At 44.9% G+C, this 25,445-nt stretch carries 19 protein-coding genes; 12 read left to right on the plus strand and 7 right to left on the minus strand.

All coding sequences use genetic code 11. The features are described 5' to 3' along the window. Positions 1 to 44: 44 nt before the first annotated feature. Together DDR33_RS12400 and DDR33_RS12405 are read right to left on the minus strand one after the other, a co-directional pair. Positions 45 to 1,850 carry a M56 family metallopeptidase gene (locus DDR33_RS12400; RefSeq protein WP_109416111.1) on the minus strand — a complete coding sequence of 602 codons (1,806 nt, stop codon included), beginning with the start codon at positions 1,848 to 1,850 and terminating at the stop codon, positions 45 to 47. Between the two features lie 2 nt (positions 1,851 to 1,852). Continuing rightward, positions 1,853 to 2,218 (minus strand): BlaI/MecI/CopY family transcriptional regulator, encoded by a 366-nt coding sequence (locus DDR33_RS12405; protein ID WP_109416112.1) that lies wholly within the window; start codon positions 2,216 to 2,218, stop codon positions 1,853 to 1,855. A 125-nt stretch (positions 2,219 to 2,343) separates the two neighbouring features. Here DDR33_RS12405 and DDR33_RS12410 point away from each other — a divergent pair, with 125 nt between their 5' ends. The 5 genes from DDR33_RS12410 to DDR33_RS12430 all read left to right on the plus strand — a co-directional run bounded on the left by DDR33_RS12410 (position 2,344) and on the right by DDR33_RS12430 (position 7,625). Further along, on the plus strand, positions 2,344 to 3,099 hold the full coding sequence (locus DDR33_RS12410) for a DUF72 domain-containing protein (RefSeq protein WP_109416113.1): 756 nt from the start codon (positions 2,344 to 2,346) through the stop codon (positions 3,097 to 3,099). A 289-nt stretch (positions 3,100 to 3,388) separates the two neighbouring features. After that, the gene (gene nirB, locus DDR33_RS12415) at positions 3,389 to 5,911 is read left to right on the plus strand and encodes a nitrite reductase large subunit NirB (protein ID WP_109416114.1); all 2,523 of its coding nucleotides are present in this window, start codon (positions 3,389 to 3,391) and stop codon (positions 5,909 to 5,911) included. Between the two features lie 46 nt (positions 5,912 to 5,957). Beyond that, a complete protein-coding gene (nirD, locus tag DDR33_RS12420) occupies positions 5,958 to 6,365 on the plus strand; it encodes a nitrite reductase small subunit NirD (RefSeq protein ID WP_202913729.1) in 408 nt (135 codons plus the stop codon). A gap of 10 nt (positions 6,366 to 6,375) precedes the next feature. Continuing rightward, entirely contained in the window at positions 6,376 to 7,191 is an 816-nt protein-coding gene (locus tag DDR33_RS12425; protein WP_109416115.1) for a formate/nitrite transporter family protein, read from the plus strand. 23 nt (positions 7,192 to 7,214) lie between these two features. Next, positions 7,215 to 7,625: a hypothetical protein gene (locus DDR33_RS12430; protein ID WP_238387786.1), complete on the plus strand. Its 411-nt coding sequence runs from the start codon at positions 7,215 to 7,217 to the stop codon at positions 7,623 to 7,625. 34 nt (positions 7,626 to 7,659) lie between these two features. On the opposite strand, the gene DDR33_RS12435 is transcribed toward DDR33_RS12430, so the two are convergent. Continuing rightward, on the minus strand, positions 7,660 to 8,364 hold the full coding sequence (locus tag DDR33_RS12435; protein ID WP_317047442.1) for a Crp/Fnr family transcriptional regulator: 705 nt from the start codon (positions 8,362 to 8,364) through the stop codon (positions 7,660 to 7,662). 113 nt (positions 8,365 to 8,477) lie between these two features. On the opposite strand from DDR33_RS12435, the gene DDR33_RS12440 reads away from it, so the two are divergent. Together DDR33_RS12440 and DDR33_RS25845 are read left to right on the plus strand one after the other, a co-directional pair. Beyond that, positions 8,478 to 9,290, plus strand: coding sequence for an alpha/beta fold hydrolase (locus tag DDR33_RS12440; protein ID WP_109416116.1), 813 nt, complete (start codon positions 8,478 to 8,480; stop codon positions 9,288 to 9,290). A 480-nt stretch (positions 9,291 to 9,770) separates the two neighbouring features. Continuing rightward, positions 9,771 to 9,998: a hypothetical protein gene (locus DDR33_RS25845; protein ID WP_158280734.1), complete on the plus strand. Its 228-nt coding sequence runs from the start codon at positions 9,771 to 9,773 to the stop codon at positions 9,996 to 9,998. A gap of 53 nt (positions 9,999 to 10,051) precedes the next feature. Here DDR33_RS25845 and glgB read toward each other — a convergent pair whose 3' ends face one another. From glgB to DDR33_RS12465, 4 genes are all read right to left on the minus strand, one after another. Next, positions 10,052 to 11,974, minus strand: a complete 1,923-nt coding sequence (gene glgB / locus DDR33_RS12450; protein WP_109416118.1) for a 1,4-alpha-glucan branching protein GlgB — start codon at positions 11,972 to 11,974, stop codon at positions 10,052 to 10,054. Between the two features lie 24 nt (positions 11,975 to 11,998). Further along, positions 11,999 to 15,349 (minus strand): maltose alpha-D-glucosyltransferase, encoded by a 3,351-nt coding sequence (gene treS, locus DDR33_RS12455; RefSeq protein WP_109416119.1) that lies wholly within the window; start codon positions 15,347 to 15,349, stop codon positions 11,999 to 12,001. 18 nt (positions 15,350 to 15,367) lie between these two features. Next, a complete protein-coding gene (locus DDR33_RS12460) occupies positions 15,368 to 17,320 on the minus strand; it encodes an alpha-1,4-glucan--maltose-1-phosphate maltosyltransferase (RefSeq protein WP_109416120.1) in 1,953 nt (650 codons plus the stop codon). A gap of 248 nt (positions 17,321 to 17,568) precedes the next feature. Further along, positions 17,569 to 19,569, minus strand: coding sequence for a sensor histidine kinase (locus DDR33_RS12465; RefSeq protein ID WP_109416121.1), 2,001 nt, complete (start codon positions 19,567 to 19,569; stop codon positions 17,569 to 17,571). A gap of 211 nt (positions 19,570 to 19,780) precedes the next feature. On the opposite strand from DDR33_RS12465, the gene DDR33_RS12470 reads away from it, so the two are divergent. The 5 genes from DDR33_RS12470 to topA all read left to right on the plus strand — a co-directional run. After that, positions 19,781 to 20,017: a hypothetical protein gene (locus tag DDR33_RS12470; RefSeq protein WP_109416122.1), complete on the plus strand. Its 237-nt coding sequence runs from the start codon at positions 19,781 to 19,783 to the stop codon at positions 20,015 to 20,017. Positions 20,018 to 20,487: 470 nt separating this feature from the next. Further along, positions 20,488 to 20,682 (plus strand): hypothetical protein, encoded by a 195-nt coding sequence (locus tag DDR33_RS26425; RefSeq protein WP_162302646.1) that lies wholly within the window; start codon positions 20,488 to 20,490, stop codon positions 20,680 to 20,682. Positions 20,683 to 21,008: 326 nt separating this feature from the next. After that, a complete protein-coding gene (locus tag DDR33_RS12480) occupies positions 21,009 to 21,476 on the plus strand; it encodes a MarR family winged helix-turn-helix transcriptional regulator (protein WP_109416123.1) in 468 nt (155 codons plus the stop codon). A gap of 153 nt (positions 21,477 to 21,629) precedes the next feature. Further along, the gene (gene mnmA, locus DDR33_RS12485; protein ID WP_109416124.1) at positions 21,630 to 22,718 is read left to right on the plus strand and encodes a tRNA 2-thiouridine(34) synthase MnmA; all 1,089 of its coding nucleotides are present in this window, start codon (positions 21,630 to 21,632) and stop codon (positions 22,716 to 22,718) included. Between the two features lie 390 nt (positions 22,719 to 23,108). Beyond that, on the plus strand, positions 23,109 to 25,445 hold a 2,337-nt coding region (gene topA / locus DDR33_RS12490; protein ID WP_109416125.1), incomplete at its 3' end, for a type I DNA topoisomerase.

Consider the following 25,445-nt stretch of genomic DNA (forward strand, 5'->3'; position numbering starts at 1 on the left):
TTTAACAGCAGATACCCATATAAAGGTATCTGCTGTTAAATATGCTAGTTATTCTTTTTTACGGAAACGACGGTAACCTGGCCGGTTTGGGGATGAGCTTTCAGCATGATGAGGTAGCCGTTTTTCTTTAAGTCTGTGATACTGAATTTAGCGGAGGCACTCTGACGCGGGGATTTTACCGTGATACCCAGATCTTTGAGCACCTTGCCTGAATAGTTTTCATCAAAGTTTACTGAAAGACCCTGATCAGCAAACTTGCGTTTAATATTGTCCATCGCTCCGGATGTCAGAGTGGCGGGATCAAGAATCGACACCACCTCATTTTGTGCGTCTAAAGTTGTGGCAAATTTTTTGGTGGTCACCAGCACAACACCCTCTTTTCCTCTTTCTCCATATATTTTGGTTGCCCCTGCGTCCTTCAGAACCGATACCGACTCGATCGTCTCGGGGGCGATAGCGGATAATGTAGTAGTTTCGGCGACCTTTCCGTCAATCACTACCAGGGGCGACGCTTTTCCGTTGATCCTGAATACAGAGGCGCCACTCCGTGCTGAATCGGAACGAACGCTTGCTGCAGCAGCAACTTTGCTGTTAAAAGCGATCACCTTTTGATCGTTTTTGTTTTGTTTCGTCGTGATGACCACTACTCCATTCTCGTTCTCCGTTCCGCCAAGCTCAATTGCCGACTTTCCCTTCAGCACATTAATACTTTCTATATCAACCGGTTTTATTCCCTCCACTGTGCTTTTATCACTTTTTTCGCCGTCTATATAAAAGGATACTGTTACTGGCAGGGACATTGCCTGGCGGGTCGTTGAGTCACCTCTCAGCTTCACGACAAGGTTTTTCACGGAAGAGTCCTGCTTTCCCTTTGCCGGTTTTGCTTCATCTTTTCTGATCTCTTTTATTTCTGTGCCCGGAGCTGCGGCTGTTATGCGCTCAGGTATCGTCTTAATAAAGGAACTGATCTGCTGAGGTTCAATACCTGCTTTTGATACGGAGACGATAAAAGCAAACGCTACCAGAAGGGGTAAAATCAGAATGTATCTGGAAATCTGTACCCTTGAAGATCTTTTTTTATTCATCATGGCTATTCTTTTTTTTATGGTTAGAAAATTAAAGTTATTTCCCAGGGGGGTAGCTCTAGACAGGTTTCCGATCCCGGCAAGGCTGTATTGATATTCTCTGCGGTCTGTTCCTTTGTTTAATACCTTCTGATCGGTGATAAATTCGAGATTTTCCCTTACAGACTGCTTCATAAACCAGCTGATTGGATTAAACCAGAAGAATACGAGGTTTATTTCGGCGAGAAGGACATCCAGGCTATGATAATCCTTCACATGGATCTGCTCATGTTTAAGAATAGCCATCAGCTCTGTGTTCCCGTGCTGCGCCGGGTTGAGGTAGATATGGTGAAGAAACGAAAAAGGAGTTACTTCTCCCCTGATCTTCCTGAACCGGTATTCTCCCAATGAATCAGCTTCAGAACGTCTGTGCAGCATTAACAGGGACAAAAACTGAAGACATAGACGCAGAGTCATCCATCCGCTGCCCAGCCAGAAAAGCCACACCACTATGCTCCAGTAATTGAATTCTTTAACAGGTTCATAAATAGTGGAGATGCTGATATTCTGTGTAAGGACAATAAGCTCTCCACTAAAAGACCGGGGTTCCGAAAAGAAAGCCGGCACGTCTATCAGAGGGTACAGAGCAGAAAAAAGAATCCCTGTGATCAGAAAAAGACGGTTTAATGAATAAAAGGTCAGTTTCCGGAGGGCAAACCGGTAAGCTCCGAAAAATAAACAGAGCGAAATATTAGCCTTTACAAGCCAAACAATCAATTCGGGCATAACTATTCAGATTTATGGTCTTCTATCATGTTAATAATTTCCCTTAGTTCATCCGGACTGATCTTCTTCTCCCTGGCAAAAAACGTCACCAGTTCCTTATACGAATTCTTAAAATAATCCCCTACAAAATTCTTCATGAAGGTGTTCTTGTAATCCTCAGCCTTAATTACCGGCAGATAGCGAAAAGAATTCCCAAGCTTCTCTCCTTTTACATATCCTTTCTTTTCAAGATTCTTTACCGTTGAGGCAAGCGTGGTGTACGGAGGTTTTGGATCTTTAAAGACGTCGAGGAAATCTTTAACGAAACCACCGTTACAGTTCCATATAACCTGCATTGCTTCTTCTTCCTGTTTGGTTAGCTCTATCATAATTACGAAATTTTCGTAAAACTACGAAAACTTCGTAATTAAACAAGAATATTTATTTTTTTTGCAGCAGGCAAATCCCGCTCTCCTTTTGAACTTTTTATGCTGAAAGATGTATATAAGCAGTGATGTTACAGGAAACCAGAGGTTCATTCTATTCAGGTACCAGCAATATTGTACTCCCGGTACCCAACAAGCAATTTTTTCCGCCTGAATTTAAGGAGAAGAGCAGACTGACTTACTACGTCTCCCTGTTCAACAGCCTGGAGGTCAACAGCTCCTTTTATAAGGTTCCACAACCTTCTACAGTAAAAAAATGGACTGAAAGCGTTCCCGAAAACTTCCGCTTCACCTTTAAGCTATGGCGCGATCTTACTCACAATAAAACGATCTCCTTTGAACCCGGCACCATTCACCGTTTTATGGAAACGATCAGCATGGCTGAACCTAAAAATGGATGTTTGCTTATCCAGTTTCCACCCTCTGTCGCTATAGACATGATTGGTCTTGACCGGTTTTTAGCGGAGATCTCCAGCTCTAATCCTTCAGGTATGTGGAAAGTGGCTGTCGAATTCAGACACAGATCCTGGTATACCGACGAGATCTATCAACTCCTCTCCTATTATAAAATGGGAATTGTGTTACACGATATGCCATTATCCAACCCTCCCATGAGAGAAACAGAGTCTGATTTTATTTATATCCGGTTTCACGGTCCGGATGGTAAATACAGGGGATCTTATGAAGATAATTTCCTCTATGAATATGCACAATACATAAATGAATGGATTAAAGATGGGAAAAGTGTCTATTGTTACTTTAACAACACAATGGGAGATGCCGTAAACAACCTCATCACTATAAACAAATACATAAAACCATAAAAAACACCTCACAAAGCATAATATTCCTTAAAAATCTCCAAAAACCAATCAGCAGATCAGAAAAAACCCGCTAATTATTTTAAAACATATCAATAAAACACACCACTTTCCATATTATATCTCAAAAATCAAACATTAAACCATTCAGAAATTGATATTTTCATAAAAAACATGATAATTATCATGTTTTTTATGAAAATATATTCCATTAATCTAGATTTGTATATCATAAATCATACAAAAAGCACAAATACAACACAAAAAACCCATAATCTCCAAAATATATCATATGAAAAAGCCATCAATAGTTATAATCGGAAATGGAATGGTAGGATTTAAGTTCTGCGAGAAATTAAGTTCAAAATCCGACCTTTTCAATATTGTTGTTTTTGGAGAAGAACCAAGACGGGCATATGACCGGGTACATTTAAGTGAATATTTCAATGGAAAGACGACAGATGACCTTGCTCTTTCTCCCGAAGCCTGGTATCATGAGCGTGGTATCACTCTTTTTCTGAACGATCCCGTTCTAAAAATTGACAGGAGTGAAAAAACGGTATTCTCGGGCAGCGGGAGGAAAGTGGCCTACGACTTCCTTGTACTTGCCACCGGTTCTGCGGCTTTTGTTCCCGGTATACCCGGGATCGAAAAAGAAGGAGTTTTTGTATACCGCACTATTGATGATCTTGATCTTATAAAAAACTATTCCGTACATGCTAAAAACGGAGTAGTGATGGGCGGAGGACTCCTTGGACTGGAAGCGGCAAAGGCCCTGATAGATCTTGGAATAGAGAAAACACATGTTGTTGAATTTGCTCCAAGGCTGATGCCGCGGCAGGTTGACGATCACGCCAGCTTCATGCTGGCATCAAAATTAAAGGAACTGGGTCTGGAGATCCATCTGAACCAAAACACTTCCGCGGTTGAAGGAGCAGACCGTATTCAGTCCCTTCTGTTCCGGGACGGGAGCAGGCTGGCAGCAGACATCCTGGTTATTTCCGCAGGTATCCGTCCGAGAGATGAACTGGCAAAACAAGCTGGTATCCGCGTGGGTGAACGCGGCGGAATAATAGTGGATGATACCATGCAAACAAGCGATCCTTCTGTTTTTGCTATCGGAGAATGCGCATTGTACAACCACACGATCTATGGGCTGGTAGCGCCTGGATATGAAATGGCAGAAGTACTCGCCTCAAACCTCTGCGGAGAGGCTAAACGTTTTTCAGGCTTTGATATGAGCACCAAACTGAAGCTGATCGGGGTAGATGTGGCCAGCTTTGGAGATCCCTTCATCCAGGAACCTGAATGTAAAACGATCGTCTTCGAAGACCACCATAAGAAGATCTACAAACGGATCAATATTAACAAAGAAGGAACCCGCTTGCTGGGGGGAATCCTGATCGGCGATGCTTCTGCATACAATCTCCTCCTTCAAACGGTGAATAATAAGATGGCCCTTCCTCCTGATCCCGGGGAAATGATACTGGGCCCGAGAGGCAGCGGACAGACAAATCCGGGTGCCGGAGTTGCTGCCCTTCCTGAAAGTGCACTGATCTGTAGTTGTGAGGGAGTTACCAAGGGAGCAATATGTCAGGCTGTATCCCAACAGGGGTGCGAGAGCGTGGACGCTATAAAAAAATGCACAAAGGCTGGAACCGGCTGCGGAGGTTGTGTGCCCATGATAAAGGACCTGGTGACGTATACGATGAAATCAAACGGGAAGCACATCCGGAACATTGTTTGCGAGCATTTTAACTATAGCCGCCAGGAACTCCTCGACCTTATTAAAATACATAAACTATACAGCTATGATGAGGTGCTCGATTCACTGGGAAAAGGTGACGGATGCGAAACCTGCAAGCCCCTGATTTCTTCTCTTCTGGCAAGTCTCTGGAATGAGATGATTCTCAAAAGAGGAAATGACACAGCACAGGACAGCAACGACCGCTTCCTGGCGAATATCCAAAAAGGAGGAACCTACTCTGTAGTGCCCAGAATTCCGGGGGGAGAGATCACACCTCAGAAACTTATGGTTATTGCTGAAGTAGCCGGAAAATACAACCTCTATACGAAGATCACAGGCGGGCAGCGGATTGACATGTTCGGGGCGCACCTGAGCGACCTTCCGCACATCTGGGAAGAGCTGATCTCTGCCGGCTTTGAAAGCGGGCATGCATACGGGAAGGGACTTCGCACAGTCAAAAGCTGTGTAGGCAGTACATGGTGCCGCTTCGGACTTCATGACAGTGTGAGCTTTGCCATCCGGATTGAAAACAGGTACAAAGGACTCAGAGCTCCTCACAAATTTAAATCAGCTGTCAGCGGCTGTATCAGGGAATGCGCAGAGGCTCAGAGCAAGGACTTCGGAATCATAGCGACTGAAAAAGGATGGAACCTGTATGTCTGCGGAAACGGAGGCAGTAAGCCGCAACATGCCCTTCTTCTTGCCACAGACCTCGACAGCGAGACGTGCATCAGGTATATTGACCGCTTTTTGATGTTCTACATCCTGACGGCAGATCCTTTAACACGTACAGCCACCTGGCTCAATAAAATGGAAGGCGGCATCGACTATCTCCGTGATGTAGTTGTACACGACAGCCTTGGAATGGCCGGGCAATGGGAAGCGGAAATAGAAGTCCTGTTAAACTCCTACCAGTGCGAATGGAAGCAAGCGGTCGAAACGCCTGAGATCAGAAAGAGGTTCAGCCACTTTGTTAATGCACCGGAAGAAAAAGATCCGGCTGTAAAATTTGAAAAGCTGCGCGATCAGAAAAAAGCAGTGGATTGGACGGCTGCGACGGGCGCCTGACCCGCTTCAGTTTCATTTAAATAAGAAATCCTTTAGATACAACAAGATGATGAATGAACAAACTACAAACTGGTTTGCGGCATGCCGCGTGGAGGATGCTGTAGAAAATGGCGGCGTATGCGTCAAATACAGGGATGAACAAATCGCTCTCTTCTATTTCACGAGAAGGAATGAATGGTACGCCACCCAGAACGAATGCCCTCACAGGAAACAGATGGCCCTGAGCCGTGGAATGATCGGAACCTCTGCCGGTGAACCAAAGGTAGCATGTCCCTTTCATAAAAAGACCTTTTCCCTGCGGAGCGGGGAATGCCTGAATGACCACGAATGTGCGATCAGGACTTACCCTGTAAAAGTGGAAAACGGCCTTGTTTACATCGGGGTTGGGCAACACGAGCCCACGCTGAATTCTGTTCCGGCATCCGCCCCTTCTGAAAACCATGTAACTCTTTAAATTATTCAATATGGACTATGTATCACCAAAAGAGGTAGCTCAGACTATGATGAGCGCCGCTCTCAGCAAATCTTCTTTAAGCATCAGAGATCTGCTTATCCGGGGCTGCCTTTCAGGGGCTTTGCTGGGCATTTCAGTTACACTTGCCTATCTTGCCACAACACAAACCAGTCTTCCCCTGGCTGGAGCACTTGTGTTCCCGGTGGGTTTCATCATTATTGTACTCCTGGGGCTGGAGCTCGTTACCGGCAGCTTTTCTCTGATCCCTCTTGCTTTCTTCGAAAAGAAGATCACGGCGTACAGCATGCTCAAAAATCTTTTCTGGGTATTCACAGGCAACCTGATCGGAAGTGTATTGTTCGCAGCACTGTTCTGGAGCGCATCTTCTGAAATGGGAACTATCACACAGCCCGGAACAATCGAACAGATGATCATTAAGGTGGCAGAGAAGAAAACGCTCGGCTATGCTTCGCATGGAAGTGCGGGACTGTTATCCGCGTTCGTAAAAGGAATTCTCTGCAACTGGATGGTGTGTATGGGTGTAGTGATGGCCATGACTTCAAAATCAACCCCGGGGAAAATAATTGCGGCAGCCATTCCCATCTTTATCTTTTTTGCACTGGGTTATGAGCATGCTGTGGTAAATATGTTTGTGATCCCCGCTGGAATGATGTTTGGAGCGAAAGTCTCTTTCAGCGACTGGTGGCTTTCCAATCAGCTGATCGTCACGCTGGGCAATATTATAGGCGGACTTCTTTTCACTGGTGTAGCCATATATTACACTTACGGAAAAGAAAAAAGCCCTCTTGCCTCTCCCTCAGTTTAAACGAATCCCCTTTAAGATCTTTTATGAACACTATTCTGATCAGACATCTATATCTGTTTGTGCTGCTGCTTTCTGCTCTCCCGGCTGTTTCACAAACAGATCCCGGCAAAAAGAACAAGATCTCATTATTTGATGGCATTATTGCTGCCGGATATGTAGACAAAGGTGCTTACGTAAATTGCACTGGCCCATCTGTTAAATTTACCAGGAAACCATTGACCCTGATGCTGGGCTTGCTTCCGGGACTACGGATAAAGGAAGATAAAATTGCTGCCGGAGCCCCGAAAAACTCTGTAGTGACGCCGTCCCTGGGCTTTGGATTGACTTTATCCATCGGTCACCTGGTAGTTCAAACCCCTTTTTATTATACCAGTAAAACCAGTTCGCAAGACGGGAAATGGAATCCGGGAGTTGGTTTAGGATACCGGTTCTGACAATGGCGGGCCGGAAGGCCTGTCCTTATCAGGGTCACTGTTTATCCAGATGATCAGCAGTGAGCAAACGAAGTTTCGGCTCATCCGGAATACCGATCTTTTTCCCTGAAACAACAATCAGGTTTTCATGGGATAGTTCATTCATCATCCGGAACACGGTTTCATAAGTGGCGCCGGAAAAAGATGCGATATCCTGACGGCTCAGTTCAGCATTGATGTTGCCATCTTTGTCTGTGCCGAACAACTGCTTAAGCTGAAGAAGGGAAGTTGCCAGCCGGTTCTTAACCGGCATAAGCGCCAGGTCTCTCATTCTTTTTTCTGATTCCTGGAGCTCGTCGGCAAAAAACATCAGCAGGTGAAATGCAAAGTCATGATTCACCTTCAGGGTAGCAAGAAAAAGCTCTAATTCAATAAAACATACCACGGTAGGCTCAAGAGCGGTTGCTGACACCGGGTAAAATCCGCTGCGAGTACCCAGCCCCCGGTGACCAATGATCGCTCCCTCGGTAGCAAAACGCACTATCAGCTCTTTATCTCCCCACTTTTTATGCACTTTCACCTTTCCGCTGTAAACGAAATACACTCCCGTAACAGGGTCGCCTTCATTGATAACACACTCTCCCTTTTTCAATGAAAAATTCCTGCGGCAGGCATTCAGTACAGGTTGCCATTCTTTTACCGCCAGGGTGCACATGAAGCATTTATCAAGGTTGCATTGAGTATTTGATTTTTTCATCATTAAAGCCCGTCAAAAATGACTAATTAATCAGCTCTTTGCAAAAGATAATTAAATTATAACGATATTTATCGCTGAGAGAAACTCTCCGTTGCGCCTAACGTAAAACATATATAATGACTGAAGCCAATATTATAAAACGAAACAATGTTTCAATTGAAGGCAACTATTTCAGTAAAAGCACAATCATCTTTGCGCATGGGTTTGGCACGGACCAATCCGCCTGGAACCGTGTAAAACCTTCTTTTTTAGAAAAACACAAACTAATTCTTTACGATAACACAGGCGCGGCAGGTGATAGTTATGACAGTTACAGTAAAGAAAAATATAAGTCGCTGGATGCTTATGCCAGGGATCTGATTGAAATTTGTGCTGCATTAAACATTGAACAGGCGTTTTTTGCAGGCCATTCTGTAAGCGGAATGATCGGTATTATAGCTGCTTCTATTCAACCACATCTATTCTCAAAACTGATACTCATCGGGGCATCCCCCCGCTATCTTAATGATGTAAACTATACAGGCGGATTTGAACAGTCCGATCTCGATTCTATCTATGAAAACATTGAGTCTAATTTCTATAACTGGGCTAACGGCTTTTCAAAAGCCGCCATGAGGAATTTTGACAGACCGCTGCTGAGAGAAGAGTTTGCCAATTTATTGCTTTCCCTCAGGCCCGATATTGCATTGGAGACAGCAAAAGCTATTTTTCAGTCCGATTACAGGCACCTTCTGCCCAAAATTAATCACGACGTCCTTATACTTCAGGCCTCTAACGACATCGCAGTTCCGCAAGAGGTCGGTACGTATCTGAATGAGCAATTGAAAAACAGTACGCTGATCACTGTGAACGCAGAAGGCCATTTCCCCCACATGAGCGCAGCCCCGGAAGTGGCCGGGGCAATAAGAAACTTCATTGAGGCTTCATAACAACAGTGACTTTTTGAACGGATCTGCATAACCAACGTTTTCTGAGAATTTACAGAAACATATTCCCGGGAAACCAGTATAAAGGAATTAATTAAAATATGTAAAACACGCTTTCGGGCTTTATCGACTTGATCCCATAATAAGGAAAAGGGTTGCGAAATGAATGATTAAAAGCTTAGTGCTAAAACTTTATTTTCTTTTTATAGTTATTTATAGGTTAACGAGGAAATTTTTTTTAAACACTATGCTCAGGTAGAAGAACATTGGTTTGCTACTACTCCATTTTGGGTTTTAATTGTAAGGCCGCGAGCTGAAAGGATATAGAATATTATGCTTAATCTTTACCGGCAGTTAATAAGTAATAATCTCAATAATACAATCTTTGAAGAACTCTCAGAGGAATGGTTGGAAAGATTGTCACCGGAGGTAAGAAACGAACTTATCAATGGGTTTTATAACGCTGGGATTCTAACTGTGAACATGTCCGATTTCAACCGTAACGACTTCTACGACAAAGTATTGAAAAACAAATTCCCTCTTTATTGCGAAAATCTCTATATGAGTCTCGCTCCGATCATCCAAAGATGCCTGAGAAGGATGTTCCTAGGTTTCAATGATAATCTTCACGAATATAAGGTGGTCCTTTTTATGGAGGGACGGGAAGACGATCAGCTTGAAGCTGTAAAATATACCATCCCGATCTTCTGAGTTAAAAGGCAGCCTGCTGCACGATTTTGCGAACAGCGGGCTACCTCAACAGCTTAAATAGCAGGATTTATCCGATTGAATTTCAATACTGTCAGCGCTAATGGCGGCAGTTGCAGTGATACCGAATGAGTGCGTCCGTGCATCGGAACCGGAAAGGTTTCAATATCCCCTTCATTCAGAATGTCGCTTCCGCCATATTTTAAGTTATCGGTATTCAGTATTTCAGTGTAAAAACCCATTTGAGGCACCCCAATACGATAATTGTCACGGACAATAGGTGTAAAGTTTGCAATAAAGAGAAGTTCTTCTGATGTCTCATTTCCTGTTCTTATCCAACTGATCACACTATTCTCTGAATCACTTATATCAATCCAGTGAAAACCGGAGGGTTCAAAATTGCGTTCATAAAGAGAAGGCTCGGTCTGGTACAGCCCGTTGAGATCCTTCAGAAGCTTCTGAACGCCGCTGTGCTGCGGATCTTGGTTTTCGTGCCAGTCGAGGCTAAAATCATGCCGCCACTCGTGGTCCTGGGCAAATTCACCTCCCATGAAAATCAACTTTGCTCCGGGATGACCAAACATATAGGCATACAGGAGCCTCAAATTAGCAAATTTTTGCCAGGAATCTCCCGGCATCTTGTTTATCAGCGATGCCTTGCCATATACTACTTCATCATGAGACAGCGGCAATGTAAACCGCTCGGAGAAAGCATATACCAGGCTGAACGTCAGCTGGCCCTGGTGATAGCTTCTGTAGACGGGCGCGTTGCTGAAATAGCTGAGTGTATCATGCATCCAGCCCATCATCCACTTCATATCGAATCCCAGTCCGCCGTCGTCCACACTTTGTGTCACTCCCGGCCATGCGGTGGATTCCTCGGCTACAGTAAAAACGTCGGGATGATGATGATGCACAGCCTGGTTAAACTCCTGGAGAAAGCTGATTGCTTCAAGATTTTCTCTGCCTCCAAACTGGTTAGGTATCCATTCGCCTTCTTTTCTCGAATAATCCAGATACAGCATAGACGCAACAGCATCAACCCGAAGTCCGTCTATATGATAGCGTTCGAGCCAGTATAAGGCATTTGAAATTAGAAAAGCTCTGACTTCGTTCCGGCTAAGATCAAAGATATTGCTTTTCCAATCGGGATGGAACCCTTTACGGGGGTCTGAATATTCATAGAGATGAGTGCCGTCGAAGTAGCCAAGGCCATGTTCATCTGTCGGAAAATGAGAAGGCACCCAGTCGAGAATGACCCCTATTCCGTTCTGATGAAGTTTATCGATGAGGTACATAAAGTCCTGCGGTGTACCATAGCGGCTGGAAGGGGCGAAATATCCCGTTAACTGATATCCCCATGAACCGTAGAAAGGATGTTCCATCACCGGCATAAACTCTACATGAGTAAAACCCATAAATTTACAGTATTCCGGCAACTGATGTGCGAGCTCCCTGTATGTCATAAAGCGTCCATCCTCTTCATGAACCCTCCGCCACGATCCTATATGGACCTCGTAAACCGATATGGGCTTACTCAAAGGCGGCCGCTCTGATCGGGTGCTCAGCCATTCTTCATCATTCCACTTGTAATCCAGCCCCCAAACCACCGTGGCGGTCCGCGGCGGGGTTTCCCAATGAAAGGCATAAGGGTCGCCCTTCTCAACACAATAACCGTTATGCGATTCTATGTGATACTTATAGTATTCTTTTTCCGTTATGCCTGGTAAAAAAACTTCCCATATCCCCGAACCATCCCACCTGACGTTCATTGGGTTCTTTTGCTGATCCCAGCCGTTAAAATTTCCAACAACTGATACAAACTTTGCATTAGGAGCCCACACAGCGAAATATGTTCCTCTGTATCCTTCATGCGATACGACGTGGGCTCCTAATTTATTATACAGATGGAAGTGTTTCCCGGCTTTGAACAGCTGAATATCGAAGTCACTGAGCAGGGAATAATTAAAATCCGTCATTTCTTTTTGTTAAGTTTAATAAAATTATTTTGCCGCACTTACAACCTGGCTGCCTGGTGTAACGGAAGATAGAATTGCTTTGATCCCTCTGAGCGGAACCATTACCCAGTCCGGACGATTGTTCAATTCATAGTTGAGTTCGTAGACAGCTTTCTGCAACAAAAATGTCTGCAAAAGAATTGAGAGATCTTCCTTATTCCCCGGAATGAAATCCGCTCCGCGTACCTTATCCAGATAAGCGTGCATAAAGAAGCCGCTCATGTAATGATACCATTGTTCGACAAATGGAAGAAGTCTGCCTATATCTTCTCCCCTGATCTGGTTATCAAGGAACAAACTGCCGTAGGCAGCATAATGAAAAGAACGGATCATGCCAGCCACATCGCGCAGCGGAGAATATTTCAACCGTCTTTCGCTGTAGCTCCTGGCCGGCTCTCCTTCAAAATCGAGGATCATAAAGTCTTTCCCGGTATACAACACCTGCCCAAGATGATAGTCTCCGTGGATCCTGATCTTGGTTACATCGATCTTATGGCTGTAAATCCTCTTCATGACGTTGAGGATCTCATCCTTCCGCGCCAGAAGGGATGCAGCTTCCTCCCTCACATTGTCGGGAAGTTTTTTAATATTCCTGCTGAGACTCTGGAATGTGGCCCTGACAAGCGACTGAAGAGAAGAGAAAACAGACCTTTGGTAGTGAAGCGAATAGGGCTCGGGCCTGAAAGCATCCATATCGGTCCTCGCCGAAAGGGCAAGATGCATTTCCGCCGTTCTTATCCCCAGGAGCCGGGCACCTTCAGCTACGTTTCCCTCCAGGAGTTCCTTTATATCTTCGGGTACATTTTCATAAATGACCGGATCAATCAGGCTCCCCTTAAGCTCTTTAGTAAGAACAGCAGGTTCAGAGTGCGTCAGAAGTTTATCATTGAAGTCATCCAGCCTGTCGAGCATGTACTCCCATGCGTCGCTGTTAGCCCTTACCATCTCCTGCATCATTCCCAGAACGATAGAGCCCTTCGGGAATTTCCACTGTACAGACCCAATGAAGGCAGGAATATGCTTAAACCGGGAGTGTTTGGTGAGAAAATGGGTTATTTCGAGATCCGGATTAATGGCGACATCTACTTTCCTGTATAATTTAAGAAAGAACATACCGTCGTAGGTAATGGAAGTGTTGCTTTGTTCAGCAGACAAGACTCTCGGCTTAATCTTTTCGTGCTCCTGGACGTAAGCCTTTAATGCCTTGCCGGAAGAGAACTCCAGCTCACTGCTTTTCAACGATATCCGGTGATTATGCGCCATATTCTGAATGATGGCAGACTGCAAGTCCAGACCATATATGGCATCATACAGTACGCCATCCTCCCCGCCTATTTTTATGGAAGAGATCACTGACTGCGGACAGCTGTCTTTTATTTTAAAGGAGAAATCGCCTCTTCCAAAAGCTACCGGCAGCTGGTAAGTATCCGGCAAGCCACTTTGATAAGATACCTCAAGCAGGAGGAAAAAGATCCCGTCGTCGCCGGCAGGTATACTGGCATGATCAATAATCTTGATCCGGTCTACGCCGCGCCCTTTGCCTCCAAACCAGCGCATCTTCATGAGGTAAGAAGGGAGTATTGCATTTTCCAGTTCTTCCAGTACCGCGTCATCTGTTAAATCACGCCAGCGCTGCAATTCAAGCACATGCCTGGTTTGTATCTCCGCTACTTCGGCTTTGTCTTTCTGAAGCAGAAAACACTGGCAGGAATAAGCTCCCAGCGTAAAGAAATAAGGAGTTTCGGCTTTAACACCCGGGAACTGGTTTCTGCTGAAGATCTCAACCGGAACATATCCTACATACGAATCTAAATCGAGCTCAACTGCCTGTGCAAACCGGGAGAGATTGGCAATGACCAGAATTGTCTCATCCTGCCAGGTCCTCACAAATGAAAGCACTTTTGCGTTTTCAGAATCGATAAAGCTCATATTCCCCCGGCTGAAAGCCTTATACTTCTTTCGCATCGCGATAATGCGCTTGGTCCACCAGAGAAGAGATGAGGTATTTCTCGACTGATTCTCAACATTTACAGAGCCGAAGTGAAACTGGGGATCGAGGATCAGAGGAAGATAAAGGCGCTGAGGGTTAGCCTGAGAAAAGCCCGCGTTGCGGTCGGCGCCCCATTGCATGGGTGTTCTGACGCCATCCCTGTCTCCCAGGTAATAATTATCCCCCATGCCAATCTCATCGCCGTAATATATAACCGGTGTTCCGGGCAGGGTGAACAGGAGACTGTTAAGCAGTTCGATCTTTCTCCGGTCGTTATCCATCAGAGGGGCCAGTCGGTGGCGTATCCCGAGGTTAATCCTCGCCTTGGGGTCTTTTACATATACCTTATACATGTAATCCCTCTCCTCATCAGTCACCATTTCAAGTGTCAGTTCATCATGGTTCCGGAGGAAAATAGCCCACTGACAGGTTTCTGGGATGGCAGGGGTCTGATCGAAGATATCAGTGATAGGATACCGGTCTTCCATCTGCAATGACATGAACATACGCGGCATCACAGGGAAATGGTAATTCATGTGACACTCGTCGCCGTCTCCAAAATAAGCAGCCGAATCTTCCGGCCACATGTTCGCCTCGGCCAGCAACAAGGTTCCCGGGAAATTATCATCCACATACTTTCTTAATTTCTTCAGGTAGGCATGGGTTTCGGGCAGGTTTTCACAATTAGTCCCTTCCCTTTCAAACAGATAGGGAACGGCGTCAAGACGAAAACCATCCACCCCCATCTTGCACCAGTAATTAATGATTTTAAATACCTCCTCCTGAACCAGGGGATTATCATAATTGAGATCCGGCTGATGAAAAAAGAAACGATGCCAGTAATATTGCTGTGCTACAGGATCCCAGGTCCAGTTTGACGCCTCGAAATCCTGGAAAATGATCCGGGCATCCTTAAATTGCTTTGGATCGTCGGTCCACACGTAATATTCCCTTTGAGGAGAGCCCTTCGGCGCCTTCCTCGCTCTTTGGAACCAGGGATGCTGATCTGACGTGTGATTGATAACCAGCTCGGTGATAACCTTTAAATTACGTTTATGAGCTTCCTTCAGAAATTGCCTGAATTCTTTAATATCTCCGTAAGACGGGTTGATATGATAATAATCTGCGATATCGTACCCATCGTCCTTTAAAGGGGATGGATAAAAAGGCAGGACCCATATTGCGGTGATCCCTAGATCCTGAAGATAGTTGAGTTTCTCTAAAAGTCCTTTAAAGTCGCCGATTCCGTCACAATTGCCGTCCTTGAAAGCCTTAATATGAAGTTCATAGATCACGGCATCTTTATACCAGTGAAGATTATCGTCTAATTTTGTTGTTGCGGGCATGTTTGTCGTTTGTTAGGTTTATTGTTCGATTCTGAAGATATGGGCGGGCATCTGAAAAGGATTTAACTGGATATAATTCCATTCGTCCTGCCATCTGTACCTGCTTCCGCTTAGAAGATCCCTTACTATGTAGGGAGTACCAGGACTTATACTCAGTTTCCAGAGAGGAACTCTTACATGGGCACCCTGCGTATTAAAGGGATCGAGATTGACAGCAACGATCAGCCTGTTTCCCGAATCCGGGTCGGATTTACCGTAGCAGATGATCTGATCATTGCTGGTTTCAGCAAACTCTACGTTATAGGTAGATTGCAAAGCAGGATTTTGCTTCCTGATCGTATTCACGCGGGTAATGATCTCCTTTATGCGCGTATACTGGTTCCAGTCCCAGTGCTTTATTTCATACTTCTCATTATCGGTATACTCTTCTTTTCCGTGATGCGGAGTGTTGACACAAAACTCATATACGGGACCGTATATCCCATAACTGGAAGAAAGCGTTGCGGCCAGCACCAACCTTAAAATATGGGCATTCTCTCCCCCCCAGGATAAGAAAGGGGGAAGGATATCCGGGGTGTTAGGCCAGAAATTAGGCCTGAAAGAATACCGCATTTCCGGAGCTGTCAGTTCCCTGACATACTCTTCAATTTCATACTTTGTGTTTCTCCAGGTAAAATAAGTATATGACTGATTGAACCCCGCTTTTGCAAGGCGCTCCATTACTCTTGGACGAGTGAAAGCTTCGGCCAGGAAAAGAATCTCAGGATTCTTTTTTCTGACCTCACGAATCATCCACTCCCAGAATGCGAAGGCCTTGGTATGCGGATTGTCTATCCGGAAGATTCTCACCCCCTGGCCGACCCAGTATTCAATCACGCTCTTCAATTCCCCCCAGAGGGCTTCCCAGTCTTCTGTTTCAAAGTTAATTGGCAAGATGTCTTCATATTTCTTAGGTGGATTTTCAGCATACTGAACCGAACCATCGGGTCTCCACTTAAACCATTCGGGATGTTCACTGACATAGGGGTGGTCGGGCGCGCACTGGTACGCTATATCCATGGCTATTTCGATATCAAATTTTCCGGCTTCGGAGACCAAATCTTTAAAGTCGGCCAGAGTGCCCAGCTGCGGGTGTATTGCCTTATGCCCTCCTGCCCTGTTGCCAATTGCCCAGGGAGAACCAGGGTCATCGGGCCCCGGGGTCAGGGAATTATTCTTTCCCTTCCGTTTCATCTCACCAATCGGATGTATGGGAGAAAGATACAACACATCAAAACCCATCTTTGCTATGCGGGGAAGAAGATTTTTCACGTCGGCAAAAGTTCCATGTTTTCCCGGCTCTGAAGCCGCTGATCTCGGAAACAGTTCATACCATGTACTATAGGAAGCTTTCTTCCGCTCGGCTTCTATAAGAAGGGTTTCTGGATAAACGGAGACCAGGTCATCTTCCCTGTAGGCATATAAGATAGAAGAAACCTCGTCGCTTAAAGCGAGAAGTACTGCCGAAGGAACGTTGTTTCCGTTCCTGAAGACCCCGGCCCATTTAAGCAGCAAGCTATTTTCGGCGTCGGCGAAAGATCCGGATGCATTTTCGAGCAGGTCGGCTCCTATCTGAAGTTCAACAGTCACGTCCTGCCCTGCTTCATATTTCTTTCCAAGCCCTTTCTTCCAGGTGGTAAAGTGGTCTACCCAGGCCTGAACCCTGACTGAATAGAATCCAGTACTGCCGGGCTTAAGCACAGCCCGCCATCTGTCGTTCACACCAGGTTCCATAGGAATCTCCAGCCAGTTTTCATCCCCGGAGTGCTTATAGAGTATACATGCCGCTATAGAATCATGTCCGTCACTGAATATATCCGCAGATATTTCCAGCGCTTCATTTATAGTTGCTTTGGCAGGATAGCGGCCACCTTCTATCAGAGGTGATACATTAGTAATTACAACTCTCTTTCGGCCATTCGAGTGCATCATACAGGTAGATTTTATTAAAATTTTCTTTCACAGGCAGCGAAACCACCAGCAGCGTTGCTTTACCGGGGTAGTGAACCCGGTGTGGTTCGTTTAAATTTAAATTGTTTTTGCACAGGTATTATTCAGCATGCCCTCTTATCCCATCTTAAGCTCCCCGGGGCATAACTGATCAGCGAATAGTAAACTATTCATTTCCAAAACTTAAAATATGGAAGAAAAGTTTTAGGTAAGCAGATATAAAAGATGATCTATGTGAAGCTGACTCCGGACGTCTGCCTTGGTGATGAAAATGGCGAATCGTATGCCGACTTTACAGAAAAGGAAAAAACAGATCCTTCTCCTTCCCTGCTCTCTACCCATATTTCTCCATTATCAGCCTGAATGAATTCCTTGCAGAGCACTAATCCGATACCGGTTCCCCTTTCGCCGGAAGTACCCTCCTTCGGCTCGGAGAAACAATTAAAGATGCGGTCTTTTTCTGCAGGATTCATGCCTTTTCCATTGTCGCTCACTGAAAAGATCATGCTTCCCTGCTGAGGGCCGTTTACGGCTTTTACTTCAATTTTTCCGTATGGATACGTGAATTTTATCGCATTAGACAGCAAGTTTCTGATTATGAAATCAAAATGGTCAGGATCTCCGTAAAGCAGGAGTCCGTCAGGAACTGAAACCGAAACATCAATATGTTTCTGGCTGGCGGTGGCAGCAAATATGGAAAGATTCTTATGGATGGCATCATCCGGACGAAAGCTTATCTTGTTAACCCGGACTCCCTGTAACTGGGTCTTCCCCCATTGCAGAAGCGTATCAAGAGTACCGAGGGAAGCCTCACTCTGCTTTTTTAAAACTGACACTATCGGCTTAAGCTCATCAGGATCGAGTTCAGTCTCCTCCATTGTGCCAAGCATCTGGACTACTGTGCCTATAGGCCCCCTCAGATCGTGGCCAATAATTGAAAACAGCTTATCTTTAACCAGGTTAGAATTTTTAAGATTCGTATTTAACGCCCTGATCTTTCTGATATACAGTAACAGCAGAACAAGGAAACACATTATAAGGAAGGCTGCCAGAATGCCCGCGTTGCGCTGAATAGTCCTGGTGTTATTGACCAATTCAAGTCTTTCCACTTTTTCCTTCGATTTATCGAGTTCATAGGCGGATTGCAGATTAGCAATTTCCTTTGCTTTATTAATATTAAACATACTGTCGAGAAGCTTGTGCCGCTCCTGCACAGCACCTAATGCACTCTTGTAGTCATGGAGATGCCTGAAGCCATCTGATTGTGCTTCGTAGATTTCAGCCATAAGCGTCTTATTGCCGAGACGCTTCGCTATAATAAGTGCCTGATCCAGGTAAGGGAGGGATACTTTTGGTCCCTGATCGTCTACAGCAGATGCAATATTCATTAAGGCCCTTGCTTCTTCTTCGGGTAATTTCGAAGAACGCGCTTTTTGTAAAGATATCCTGTGGTACCGGAGAGCCCGGGACCTGTCGCCAAGGTTTTTTGCAGCACCTCCTGCGTTCGTAAGCAAATTTATATTAACTATTTCAAAACCCTTATCACCGCTTTTTCTCACTCCTTCTTCAAAAAAACGCAGAGCCTTAGCCATTTGTCCCTGCTGAGCATAGACTATTCCGATATTATTGAAAAGACTAAGCTCTGTTTCCTTATCCCCCACCTGCATATTTAAGTCACGCGCCTGATTCAGATACTTAAGGGCAGCGGGCATATTTCCGCTCAGCCGTGTAGCCGTGCCTATCTTGATATATGTCTGGATCATGCCAAATTTATCCCCGGCCTTCTCATACATCTTCAGCGCTTTAAAAAAGTGCGAAAGCGCAATGTTAAAATTTCCCTGGCGCCCTTCTATTACTCCCAGTCCATTGGTACAGGCAGCCATCCCCTTAAGATCTCCCGTTTCCCTGAACCCCTCAAGTGCCTCTCTGTAATAGTTCATGGCCAGAACCCGGTTTCCGTGCTGTTCATTTATCGCACCCATTAAAGAGGTCATCCTCAGTTCTGCTAAGCGGTACCCGCCCTTTCTGGCAAGAACAAGCCCCTGCTGAGCAAAATAAGTTGCAGAATCAAGGTTTGAAATCTTGTAGTAATTTACAAGTTCGCGGTATAGTTCAATTTTCGTAGAATCTGTTTTTGCAGTTTTTATAGCATGTAAAAACTTTTGTACCCTGGTTTGCCCGGCTGCAAGTACTGGAAGAATTAAAAAAAATATAAAAGAGCGGTGCAACATTAATGTTATCTGAATCAACGAAGCAATCTACAAATTTTAATAAAAATAAAGCTGAATGAATCATATTAACCACAATGTCAGGCTGTAGGTATTTTTTTCCGCAAAGCAGCACATGCCGGGCCCTGGCACCATTTATTCTATTAAAAAGGAAAAAAGCTCAACAATATTCTGTTAAAGCTGTTATCACCATACATCTAACAGAAAAACAATTATGGCAAATTTTAATCCACAGCACAGCGAAGGCAAAGTAGCTTCAGCTATCGAAGAACAAACAGCAAAACTTCCATCAGATGTTTTTTTGTGGGCATCCATTGCGTCGATGGGTGTTTCACTTACACTTAAATGTCTCGGAAAGAAACACACAGCACTATTTGTAGGACAATGGGCTGCGCCTTTTCTGCTTTTGGGTATCTATAATAAAATAGTTAAAGTAGAAGGCCACGACTAGAATTTTTTTTTTGATGATTTGATGCCGGACTGCATATCTAGGATGCAATCCGGCTTTTTTTTTAGACGAATGACTATAATCAATTTTTTTCCGTATCCATATCATTTTTTTCTTACAAGATCTGCCTCATATTTGTATCAGTAATTGTTGCTGCCCCAAGGCAACATTTTTCATAGGTAGATGTAGGGTCAGACATATTTATTGTGTCTGACCTTTTTTCATTCAGGCCCGGCGCGTAGCTCCCCCGGCAGAAAGGTGTCCGGTGTGAAAATTGGTAGAAGGCGGTTCATTTGCTTTTATTCCGGATATGAGCAAGCAACACGTGGGATGAGTGTATAAAGACAAAAAACCGCCCTTATCGGGACGGCTTTTCTATATTACTTAATCCCTTAAACCGGAATCATTATCCCATAGTAGTTTGGGATGGACCTGGTGTGGGTGTTGGGGTCGGTGTCGGAGTTGGGCTAGGTGTGGGAGTCGGGGTTGGACTTGGTGTCGGGGTTGGACTTGGCGTCGGAGTAGGACTCGGTGTTGGAGTTGGAGTCGGATCCGGCGTTGGGGTCGGAGTTGGTGTTGGTGTAGGGGATGGTGTTGGAGCTGGATCGGGGGTTGGTGTCGGGGTTGGTGTCGGCACAGGAGTTTTTCCGGTGTCAGTAGTATCCTGAACCAATTCTTTAAATGATCTTCTCTCTGCTGATACAGCATCACTCTTCACTTGTAATCCGCTAAATGCCAGCACTGCAAACGGCGCTAACATTAAATAAAATGGCTTCTTCATATTGATGTTTTTTATAGGTAATAAACTGCCGGTATAAATACAAAAAGCGTTCCACTATTCATTTTAATTATTTTAAAGATTAATTATATATCTTTTGTAAATGTTTTCAAGCCATAATCTACCCGGCTTGTAATTAGACCCAATCTAATGTGTCAATTAATTTGCCTGCAATAAAATCATTAGGCAAATTTGTAGTTGCACAGGAAACTAATTATGAATATCCGGGAAGAAGATATCTATAACTTTATAATTGGACGAACCCCCATTCTTGTTAACAGGATCCTTCTGAGAAATTTCAGAAAAGAGAAACTCGACATTACGATGGAACAATGGTCGCTGCTCGACCTCCTCTGGAAAAAAGACGGATGTACGCAGCACGAACTCGGAGCCAGGACTTTCAGAGAAAAAGCGAGCATAACGCGTTTGCTGGACAAGCTTGAGCAGCAGAATATTGTGATAAGAGTTCCCGACAGACGCGACAGAAGAGTGAGATTTGTTTATCTCACGGCTAAAGGCAAATCCATTGAAGAGACTGCCACCAGGGTAGTTCGTGAAACCTACAAACATGCTATTGCAGGAATCCCTGAAGAGCAAGTGCTCATTTGCAAAAGAGTATTGAACCAGGTATTCGAAAACCTTGCTGAAGAAGGAGATCACTGGACGGCATGTGAAACTGCCTGATCTGCCGGAACCGGTTAAACACCCAAATTCCGTTCATATCCGGTTGGCGGTGACAGCCATCGCTGATGAAACCTGCATACATGCGTTTATTTTACAACAGCCTGACCCCTCAGCACCTTGTTTTAAAGGGGAAGAAGTATCTTTGCAAAAGTTATGAGTAAGCACGGAAGAATTTTGGTTGCAATGAGCGGAGGAGTGGACAGCTCGGTGGCATCTGTTATGCTGCATGAAGAAGGATATGAGGTGATTGGGTTAACCATGAAAACATGGGATTATGCTTCATCCGGTACATCTTCAAAGGAAACAGGATGCTGCAGCCTCGATTCTATAAATGATGCACGCGCATTGGCCGTTTCCTATGGCTTTCCTCATTATATCCTGGACATACGCAATGAGTTCGGAGACTTCGTTATTGATAACTTCGTCGATGAATACCTGGCGGGCCGCACCCCCAACCCCTGTGTACTCTGTAATACCCATATAAAATGGGAAGCACTGCTTAAGCGTGCAGATAAATTAAACTGCGAGTTCATCGCAACCGGTCATTATGCGAATATACGGCTACAGGATAACGGACGCTATGTGATCTCAAAAGGTAAGGATGAAAACAAAGATCAGTCTTATGTATTATGGGGTGTGTCGCAAAAAAACCTGGCCCGTACAAGATTTCCCCTCGGAAGCTTCACCAAAGCTGAAATCCGGCAGATGGCTCTTGATATGGGACAAACGGAACTCGCCAAGAAAAGTGAGAGCTACGAGATCTGCTTTGTGCCAGATAACGACTACAGGTCTTTTCTGAGACACCGGGTGGAAGATCTTGACCAGAAGGTTTCGGGAGGCGATTTTGTCCTCACAGACGGAACTGTTGTGGGCAAACACCAGGGCTATCCTTTCTATACAATCGGGCAGCGGAAGGGACTCGGAATCGCGCTGGGCCAACCCATGTTTGTTACACAAATACTTCCTGAAAGCAACACGGTTGTTCTTGGAACACAGGATGAGTTACAGAAAGAAACTGCACTGGTGAGGGGCTTGAACCTTATAAAATATGAGCACATAAATACCCCTATTGAAGCTGTAACTAAAATACGCTACAAAGATGCGGGCACAACCAGTACAATCGTACAGGAAGAGGGACTCATGAAAATAGATTTCCATCACGCAGTGGCCGGTATCGCACCTGGTCAGTCTGCAGTGTTTTATGAAGGAAGCGACCTGCTTGGAGGCGGATTTTTAATCTGATATAGTCTTCTGATTCTCACAAGTACTGTTTTTAAGCATAAGTGATCGGGAACTATCCGGATCTGCATTCTGCTGAATCCGGCGCATCAATTTTTGATCTGAAGATGCAGGTCTCCAAAGACGGGGCGGTCTGGTATTTGTAACCACAGCTGATAACATTGCCAGCGATTCAATGCGTGAAAACGCTGCTTTAAACTGCAATTTACCCCCTTAAAAATACATTATAATCCACCTTTTTCCTTTTCTAAAACGAATAATTCAGAAGTGGAAATCCTTTAATCGCGAATTAAATTTTCTCGCTTTCTAAAAACATTTTACAAAAATTTAAAGTAATTGAATTTTGCATTGGATTGATTAATCCCTTTATTTGCAAAAAAACGATTTTCTTGAATGGCTAAAAATTTACTAATCGTTGAGTCACCTGCGAAAGCAAAAACCATAGAAGGTTACCTTGGGAATGAGTTCATGGTCAAGTCCAGTTACGGGCATATCCGGGATCTTGTAAAAACAGACGACGCAATCGATGTCAATAACAACTTCGACCAGAAATATGAGGTTCCTGCCGACAAAAAGGCGGTTGTAAGTGAACTGAAGAAACTTGCCAAAGAAGCTGAAACGGTATGGCTTGCTTCCGATGAGGACCGGGAGGGAGAGGCTATATCCTGGCATCTCTTTGAAACTCTCGGGCTGAAAGAAGACAAAACGAAAAGGATTGTCTTTCATGAAATCACCAAACCAGCTATCCTGAAGGCAATAGAATCTCCCAGAAAAATAAATTATAACCTGGTCAATGCTCAGCAGGCGCGCCGTGTGCTCGACCGGCTGGTGGGCTTTGAACTGTCACCTGTACTCTGGAAGAAAGTAAAGCCGGCTCTTTCTGCCGGCCGTGTTCAGTCTGTTGCCGTACGTTTAATCGTTGAACGGGAACGGGAAATTAATAAATTCAAATCAACAGCTGCTTATAAGATCACGGCGATTTTTTCGACCGGTAAGCAGAAGGAGCTGTTCAGGGCAGAATTGCCGGAACGATTTGAAATGGAGGCAGATGCTACCAGTTTCCTGGAAGCATGCGCCAGGGCGATGTTCAGCATTGACAGTCTTGATACCCGCCCGACAAAGCGAAGCCCCGCCCCTCCTTTCACTACCTCAACTCTTCAGCAGGAGGCGAGCCGTAAACTTGGATTTTCGGTATCCAGGACCATGACCCTGGCCCAGAGGTTATACGAATCGGGAAAGATAACCTATATGCGTACAGATTCTGTGAATCTTTCTGAACTGGCGCTTGATGCTGCTTGGAAGGAGATAGCGCAGGCCTGGGGTCCCCAGTATCACCAGCAGAGGAAGTTTAAAACAAAGTCTGCCGGAGCACAGGAAGCTCACGAGGCGATCCGCCCGACATACTTCGATCAGCATACCACTGATGGCGATCCTTCAGAAAGGAAGCTGTACGAACTCATTTGGAAAAGAGCGATTGCATCTCAAATGAGTGAAGCTAAATTTGAGAAAACAACGGCCCGCATTGCTATATCCACACGGGAAGAGCAGTTTGTGGCTAACGGAGAGGTAATGAAATTCGACGGATTCCTTAAGGTATACATGGAATCTACCGATGAAGAACCAGATACTAATGCAGACCAGGAGGGTGAAAATCCAATCCTTCCTCCCCTTTCAAAAGGACAAGAGCTTAAACCGCAGGAAATAAAAGCGACGGAAAGATTCAGCAGGCCCCCAGCAAGATATACAGAAGCGAGCCTTGTAAAAAAACTGGAAGAATTAGGGATAGGACGCCCGTCAACTTATGCACCTACTATATCAACTGTGCAAAACAGAGGATATGTAGTAAAAGAAGACCGGGATGGAAAGTCGCGTAATTACTGCGTTTTCACTCTTTCTGATGGTAGTGTTAAAAAAGAAACAAAAACGGAAATCACAGGAGCCGAGAAATCGAAATTATTCCCGACCGATATTGGTGCGGTGGTGAACGATTTCCTTGTCCAGTATTTTAAGGACATAGTCGATTATCACTTTACAGCAAGCGTTGAAAAAGAATTTGATGAAATAGCACAGGGGATGAAGGAATGGACGGAGATGCTGAAGTCCTTCTACAGCCCTTTTCACAAGGAAGTGCAAAATACCATAGAGACAGCCGAAAAAGCGAGGGGCGAGCGTGAACTGGGCGTAGATCCTGAAACTGGCAAAAAGGTGTCGGTCAGGATAGGGCGCTTCGGACCGTTTGTTCAGATTGGTGATAACGAAGAGGAAGAAAAGCCCCGGTATGCGAGCCTGAGAAGCGGACAGATGATTGAAACCATTACCATGGAAGAAGCCATGGAGTTGTTTAAGCTTCCTAAGAAAGTGGGTGTGTTTGAGGAGAAGGATATGACAGTCGCTATAGGACGCTTCGGCCCCTACATCAGGCATAACAGCGCCTTTTACTCGCTCGCAAAAGGAATTGATCCGCACAGCGTCACTGAAGAACAGGCAATAGAGATCATCCTTGAGAAAAGGAAGAAGGATGCCGAAAAACTGATAAAATCATTCGATGAAGATCCCGCTGTAAAGATCCTGAATGGCCGGTGGGGCCCCTACATTGAATACGGCAAACAAAATATTAAAATTCCTAAGGGGAAAGAGGCCGCAGACCTGACTTTCGAGGAAGTAAAATCTCTTGCAGAAGCCGCGGGAAAAGAGCCGAAGAAAAAAGGCGGGAGGTTTGCGAAGAAGAAG

The sequence above is a fragment of the Pararcticibacter amylolyticus genome (assembly GCF_003130405.1).
Lineage (GTDB): Bacteria > Bacteroidota > Bacteroidia > Sphingobacteriales > Sphingobacteriaceae > Arcticibacter > Arcticibacter amylolyticus.